Annotated in this window: 8 protein-coding genes; 5 read left to right on the forward strand and 3 right to left on the reverse strand. The window is 47.2% G+C overall.

Annotation, left to right across the window (positions count from 1 at the left end; all coding sequences use genetic code 11):
- Positions 1-12: 12 nt before the first annotated feature.
- Both IQ235_RS14470 and IQ235_RS14475 read right to left on the reverse strand, forming a co-directional pair.
- Complete coding sequence (locus tag IQ235_RS14470; protein WP_264322153.1) at positions 13-606, reverse strand: hypothetical protein; 594 nt, start codon at positions 604-606, stop codon at positions 13-15.
- Positions 607-1,029: 423 nt separating this feature from the next.
- Positions 1,030-2,028 (reverse strand): energy-coupling factor transporter transmembrane component T family protein, encoded by a 999-nt coding sequence (locus tag IQ235_RS14475; protein ID WP_264322154.1) that lies wholly within the window; start codon positions 2,026-2,028, stop codon positions 1,030-1,032.
- Positions 2,029-2,310: 282 nt separating this feature from the next.
- On the opposite strand from IQ235_RS14475, the gene IQ235_RS14480 reads away from it, so the two are divergent.
- The 5 genes from IQ235_RS14480 to IQ235_RS14500 all read left to right on the forward strand — a co-directional run bounded on the left by IQ235_RS14480 (position 2,311) and on the right by IQ235_RS14500 (position 6,449).
- Positions 2,311-2,574, forward strand: coding sequence for a zinc ribbon domain-containing protein (locus IQ235_RS14480; RefSeq protein WP_264322155.1), 264 nt, complete (start codon positions 2,311-2,313; stop codon positions 2,572-2,574).
- Between the two features lie 180 nt (positions 2,575-2,754).
- Positions 2,755-3,399, forward strand: a complete 645-nt coding sequence (locus tag IQ235_RS14485; protein WP_264322156.1) for a Maf family protein — start codon at positions 2,755-2,757, stop codon at positions 3,397-3,399.
- A 187-nt stretch (positions 3,400-3,586) separates the two neighbouring features.
- Positions 3,587-4,243 (forward strand): sigma-70 family RNA polymerase sigma factor, encoded by a 657-nt coding sequence (locus IQ235_RS14490; RefSeq protein ID WP_264322157.1) that lies wholly within the window; start codon positions 3,587-3,589, stop codon positions 4,241-4,243.
- 268 nt (positions 4,244-4,511) lie between these two features.
- Positions 4,512-5,072, forward strand: coding sequence for an anti-sigma factor family protein (locus IQ235_RS14495; protein ID WP_264322158.1), 561 nt, complete (start codon positions 4,512-4,514; stop codon positions 5,070-5,072).
- 150 nt (positions 5,073-5,222) lie between these two features.
- Complete coding sequence (locus IQ235_RS14500) at positions 5,223-6,449, forward strand: RNA-guided endonuclease InsQ/TnpB family protein (RefSeq protein WP_264322160.1); 1,227 nt, start codon at positions 5,223-5,225, stop codon at positions 6,447-6,449.
- Between the two features lie 26 nt (positions 6,450-6,475).
- Here IQ235_RS14500 and IQ235_RS14505 read toward each other — a convergent pair.
- Positions 6,476-7,079, reverse strand: a 604-nt coding sequence (locus tag IQ235_RS14505; RefSeq protein ID WP_264322159.1) for an efflux RND transporter periplasmic adaptor subunit, incomplete at its 5' end; no start/stop codon positions are given.

Raw genomic sequence — 7,079 nt, forward strand, 5'->3', positions numbered from 1 at the left:
CTTTTCGACCGATTACTGTAAAAAATCTGATGTGGTGTTTGAAGAAACTGAGGGTTTTGAAGTTTCGTTAGAGGAGTTTTCCTCGATAGACTCCCGAACGAGTTGATAAATTGACGGCCAGTTCTTATGGATTAAATAAATTTCTTTCTCGGTGAGTAATGAGTTTCCTTCTAACCTCAAACGCTCGTTAATTGCATCGATTCTATCCTTCATGACATAGCTTTGACGTTTTTGCAAAGCATTTATCGAACCATCGTTTTTTTTCTTCTCGACCAATTCAATGTCAATCTTTTTTGATTTTTCTAAGGCTGAAAGATCGTCAGAGAAATCGCTGCTCGAAGCCTGGGTTTTCAATAAGGTTAGAACGTTATTTCGATCTTCATTAATATAGTAGTTAATGAATAAATTGACGATCTTTTTGCGTGATATCATCGGAAATCGTCTTCTATTGAAAAATATCATTGAATTTACAGAGATACAACAAGGGATTCGATCGGAGCAGACAAAATATTTTTCAAAATCAAAATGGATTGTCTTAGCGTTTTCGGCTTGATAGAAAAATGACGAACGAGCTGGAATCAGACAAGAAAGACTTGTATTTTTCATCGTTCCTAATTTTGCTAGATAACAGAAAATTTGAGGGAAAATGAATGTTAAATGAATTGAATTGACAGATCGACTTATTGAATAAACCTATGTTTATTATTAGAAAAGCTTATGCTTTGTCAATTGCTATAACCTCAGACGAATACTGACCTTTGATTTCTATAAATACTATGTGATGGCATCTATGCGTGTCATCCGCCATTATGCTGAAGGTCAAGTCCTGTAAGGAATCTATGAAAACGATCGCCGTTCTTTTTTATCCGCCATTTTGCCGAGGCTGAAAGATTCCTCAATCTTTGTGGGGGTTTAACAGTAACAAATCTGTTGTCTGAGTTTTAGGACCGACTCAGACAATAGATTCGTTGTTTTCAACCCAATAGAAAGTTTTGGTTTACTCGATCGATCTCCAATCGGGAGAAGCTTTTATCCCACAATAAACCGCAAGATCCAAAATCCAATTAAAACACCCAAGAGAAATCGATCCATCCATCCCAGCCGCAGTTGGTGCCACTCGACACGATGTTCGTTCGGACTGGTAAACCCGCGCACTTGCATGGCACAGGATATTTGTTCGGCACGCAAGAGCAGGTTTTCAAGCAAGCGTTCGGCAACAATGGGCCAAATTTTCATTGCCCCGCGCAGTCCGAGTTTATTCCAGTTAATTCCCCGAGTTTGCACCGATCTTGAAAGATTTTGAATCTCCTCTAAAACTAATGGCAAAAATCGCAACGATAGCGTCAATGTCAGGGCAATTTCAGTCACGGGTAATTTGAACCAGTTTAATGGCTGCATCAAATCTTCCAGTCCGGCGGTAATCGCTTCTGGAGCCGTGGTGAGAAGATATAGGTTCGTGCTGTAGATGAGCGTAAAGACCAAGGTACTCGTCACGATCGCCAACGCCAGAGAACGGCGAGTCATCTTGAGAACCCATTCATCAAAGAAAACGTAGCGATAGGATGTGGGTTGCGGCAACTCCGGCAATGCAGACTCAGCTCGATCGGCTGTTTGGTTTTCAGGCTTTTTCTGTATCAAACCCAAAGGATCGTACCAAGGACGGCGAAGGGACTCCACAGCAGAGGTTGGCTCGCGCTGCTGGGCAAATGCAAGTTCGTCGGGGGGAAGGCGGGGTTGGTTGGTCGTTTGAAAACCATCGGGGGCAAACGCGCTAATGCAGAAAATCATCGCGCAAAATATCAGCAGCCATCCCATTTGCTGCTTCCACACTCGCAAGGGAATACGCGCCGCGATCGTCAAAAGAATCAGCAATCCCACCAAAAACAGCCGCCACTCCACATTTGCCAAGATCGGGGAGAGCAAAAAACTCGTCAGCCAAGCCAGTTTGACCCTCGGATCGAGGCGATGCAACCAGGTAATGGGTTGTTCGAGATATAGTCCGAGGGGAAGCGATCGCAGCAGATCCATATCGGCAATTTAGCGTCGGTAATTGAGCCGTCAACCCTTTTAGTCTCACACGAAAATACATCATGGGGGAAGCGACACTGATTTCTGGGAAGGTAGAGGAGGCAGGGGACGTAGAGGAAGCCGGGGGGAAAGATCGCGGGTTAACTACACAATTGTCCGGCGTTGTCCTAACTTACGCGCGCAGTTGCTATAGAATCAAAGCGAACCGATCGTCAGATCGAACCCATGGTGATTTATGCAGCCAAATTCATCGGTCAAACCACTTAAGATCGAGTCTTAGATGTGGAGGTTCGTGGAGGGTTGTTTATTTGTAACACAGGTCTTCATTTGTGGGTTGAGTATTTTGCTAAAGTATTTGGGAAGACGAGTGTAGCCGTTCCTCCCCAATACACCCACCCAGATCGCTCTGAATGCAGGACGCAAGTCAAAAAATCCTTGAGTACCCGGACAGATCGAGATTCCCACTGTAATAGAGTTTTAGACCGCGATAAAAATACTCTTCGCAATATAGTAATGAAAGGGCTGCGTACCGTAATATGGGCGTAATGCGGGCTCTAAAGCTTGGAAGCTATTGCGGTCTTGGAGTCTTCTCCCCAAGTGGAGCACGTGTTGTGGAGATTGAGGTCGGTGCTCGATATTAAATAGCGAGTCAGTCCGAATCGACCCACCAAGAATCCCCTTGCACGCGTGGGGAGTGTTAACTCGTACTTTAGAACCTGAGTGCCGATGAGCTACCCCTTGTTAATTCTCGCCTCTGCGTCTCCCGCTCGCCGCCAATTGCTGCAAAGTGCTGGCATCGAGCCGGTCGTTTGTCCGAGCGATCTCGACGAATCGCAAGTGCAGCTCACCAATGCGGTGGCCCTGGTACAAACCCTAGCTCAACTCAAAGCTGAAAGTATCGCCGAACGGTTAAGACAGGGGCACTTTTCCCCCACAGCGGCGGAGGTTCGCAAATCCGACGAATCGATGTTGATTCTCGCCTGCGATTCGGTATTACAAGTGGGGAATGAAATTTTAGGCAAACCCGCCAGCGAGTCTGAGGCAATTGCCCGGTGGAGAACGATGAGCGGTCAGTTCGGCGATCTCTATACCGGTCACGCCCTCATCGATACCGTTCAAAATATAACCTTAGTGAACGCTCAGGTGACTCGGGTGTATTTTGCTCAGGTCAGCGATTCCCAAATCGAACGCTATGTGGCAACGGGGGAGCCCCTCCGATGTGCGGGCTGTTTTGCCATCGATGGAAAAGGGGGATTGTTCGTGGAAAAAATTGAAGGTTGCCACACCAATGTGATTGGTTTGAGTTTACCGCTTTTTCGTCGAATGCTTGGGGACTTGGGATACGATCCCAGCGATTTTTGGACAGATTGAGAGCGTTGGATCGTATCGACGGAGGGTTCGATCTTTCCGATTTCCTCACCTTTTTCCGATCGCAACAAGAGCGTGTGACAGTGGCTTGAAATGTCTCTGGCTCGGAAGATGAATGAGTGGGAACTATTAGAATCGGAACAGCGTCCAAAATACACAAGGCTTGTCCTCGATCGTCAAGATTTTGCTCATGACTCAATCGATCCCTTTCTCCTGGTCAACAGTTGAGACCCAAGTCTCTCAAACTGCTCTGCCTCCAGAAAAACTTTCTAACGATGACTTGGTTTTACGGTGTCAAGATGGACTGGTTCCAGAACGATCGGCTTTTACAGAGCTGTTACGTCGGTATCAGTCTTATGTCGAGAAGGTGTTGTACCATCTCGCTCCCGATTGGCAAGATCGAACCGATCTGGCTCAAGAAGTTTGGATTCGAGTTTACCGCAATATCAGAAAGCTTCACGAACCCGTAAAATTTAAAGGCTGGCTCAGTCGAATTGCCACCAACCTGTTTTATGACGAACTGCGCAAGCGCAAGCGAGTGCGCCCTCCTCTGTCTCTAGACGCTTCATATACCCTCCAAGATGGGGAACGAGAGTGGGAGATTGCCGCCGACAAGCCAGGTCCCCAAGAAGAACTTGCCACTCGCGAATTTTACGATCGCCTCCGAGTTGCGATCGCCGAACTCCCGGAAGTCTTCCGCACGACGATCGTGCTTCGGGAAATCGAGGGTATGGCTTACGAAGAAATTGCCGAAATTACCAAAGTTTCTTTGGGAACGGTGAAATCGAGAATTGCCCGCGCTCGTTATCGGCTTCAGGTTCAGTTGCAAGGCTATTTAGAAGAATAACGTCTCATATTTTTTATGAGTTGTGGGTTCTAGGAGAACTTTTTACCGATAAAATCGGTCTATAAATCTACTCATCCCAAATTGCAGCAACTCGACCGTATAAAGTCAAACAGTTGAAGGCAACCCCGACCAACTGCGCCCCAAGATAACAGAACCTTCGGGTTCTTCAAAGCCAAAGGATACGATCGCGATCGTTGCAACGCAATTGGGTCAAACCCTTACTTTTCTGGTGCTTTCCTAGTCTCACGCTCTTGGTGATATCTGAAAAATGACCTCTCAATTTCATAATTTTTTCAACTCCAACTCATCCTCTGCAAACAAGCTCGATCGTAACGAGTCTGCGCCTGAAGACGACTTATTGTTGCTCGAAGATCTCGAGGATGCCGAAACCGAAGAACGCTTCGTTCTTGTGAGTACTTATCTCGACGGTGAAGCTAGCCCACAAGAATGCCGCCAAGTGGAAGCCTTACTGGCAAGCGATCCGAAGATGCGGCAACTTTACAATCGGATGCTAACTTTGCGTCGCGGTTTGCGCGATATACCCGTCCCCAAAAACGATCGCCCCCTCGAACCGATGGTCGATCGAGTCTTTGCGACTATCGATCTCCAAACCCAGCGAAAATGGAGATGGGGAAGCGGCGCGGTGGCAGCTCTTTTCCTTGCCGTGGTATCGGGATTCGCTTTTTCGACCCAATCTTACAATACTCAATTGGCGCAAATTTCCATCGAACCCGAACAGGTTCGAGCAACAATATCGCCTGAGGGTTTTAATGGGGAAATACCCAATTCGGAATCTCCTTTGCTGTCTAAAGCCTTATTTGTTGAATAAGCATGGCTCTTTTGTTGGATTGTCTGGAAATTCTGGAAATTTTGGTTTTAGGGTTGTTGTGTCAGTCGTTCCAAAACAAATTGTTTATCGCCTTGGGGTGGGTCTAAAACCCCAGACTTTTAGTCCGTATCTTATACCAACGTCACTAGCATAAGATACAATAAAAATACGCTAATTCAGGAATTCAAGGTTAAAGCAAAACCCTTTCAATTTGCTGCCATAGATGAGGCTATTCGTACCGCACAGTTTGTACAGAACAAAGCTTTGCGGTATTGGATGGACAACGCGCTTGTCAACAAGTTTGATTTAAACAAGCTCTGTGCGGTGCTTGCCAAAGAGTTTAGCTTTGCGGGCGAACTGAACAGCATGGCCAGACAGGCAAGCGCCGAACGTGCTTGGTCTGCAATCAGTCGATTCTACGACAACTGTAAAAAAAGGATTAAACCCGTCGGCTATCCGAAGTTCAAGAAGTTTGCTCGCTCAGTCGAGTACAAAACTTCTGGGTGGAAGCTGACGGGGACAAAGCGAATCGTCTTTACTGACAAAAAAGGGATCGGTCAATTAAAGCTGGTCGGCACTCACGACTTAGGTTACTACCCAGTAGAGCTAATCAAACGAGTGCGACTGATACGCAGAGCTGATGGTTACTATTGCCAGTTCTGCATACAGGTAAACCGCCGCGAACCATTAGAAGCAACCGGTCGAACGGTTGGGCTGGACGTGGGTTTGGAGTCGTTCTATACCGATAGTAACGGCCGCAAAGAAAACAACCCTCGCTTCTACCGCAAGTCACAGGCTAAGCGCCGTACCTTGCAACGTAGATTGGCAAGAACAAAAAAGGGTAGTAACAATCGCAAAAAAGCGATTAACACGCTCGCCCGACTCGATCTAAAAACTTCTAGGCAGCGTAAAGACCACGTCGTAAAGTTGGCGCGGTGCGTAGTCCAGTCTAACGATTTGGTGGCCTACGAAGATTTAAGAATTAAGAATATGGTGAGGAATCACAACCTTGCTAAATCCATCACTGATGCGGGTTGGTATCAATTCAGGCAGTGGCTAGAGCGCTACGGTCAAGTGTTCGGTCGGGTGACGGTTGCGGTTAACCCTGCCTATACCTCACAGGAGTGTTTTAGCTGCGGTCAAATTGTGAAAAAGTCTCTATCTACTAGAACTCATGCTTGTGCGTGCGGCACTCAACTAGATAGGGACGAGAATGCAGCGCTCAATATTCTGAGGGCTGGACTGGTAGCCGTGGGGCACACGGGAACCTCCCTGCATGACAGGGGAAACGCTTCTGGAGAGATGACCGCTACTTACCTGGGCTTCAGCTCGGGCGGGCAAGTCACCTCGCAGAAAGAAGAATCCCCGTTGCCTTAGCACGGGGAGTGTCAATATTTCGGACTTTAGTTCGTACGTGCGCTCGGTAAAAAACTGAGACTCAACGGGAAGTGAACGATCGATCGCCACGTTATCGATTTCCCCCAGACGAGATAGTCAATCGACCGATCGCCCGGTTGCAGTCCCCGAAGAATTTCCGTGCGATCGCCTTGATTTTCTCCCAATTCCACCGCGATTTTTTTCGCCACCAGTTCGTCTGTACCTTGCGCCACGTAGACAAATCGCTGCTCTCCTTGAAATACGATCGCATTGGAGGGAACGACGATGGCGAGCTGGCGTTCGCGAAACACAATTTTGGCAATAACGACTCGACCGTCTTTTAACTGAGGATTATCATTTTCCACTAAAACTTCGATCGGCTTTAGCTGAGAATCGGCATCGATGCTGGGGGAAATAAAACTCACTTGTCCCACCCCCAACACCTCTTTCTCCTTGGTATCGAAGGTATCGAAAATTTCGACAGATAATCCCAAACTCAGTTGAGAAGCCCTTTCCAAGGGAACCGATAAATTCAGCTTCAAAACTGAATTTTGAATGATGCTGGTGAGTTCGTCTCCCTCCCGCAGGTAATCCCCCACTTTGGGTTCGATGTCGTCGACAACACCGGAA

The organism is Zarconia navalis LEGE 11467 (genome assembly GCF_015207075.1).
Lineage (GTDB): Bacteria > Cyanobacteriota > Cyanobacteriia > Cyanobacteriales > Geitlerinemataceae > Zarconia > Zarconia navalis.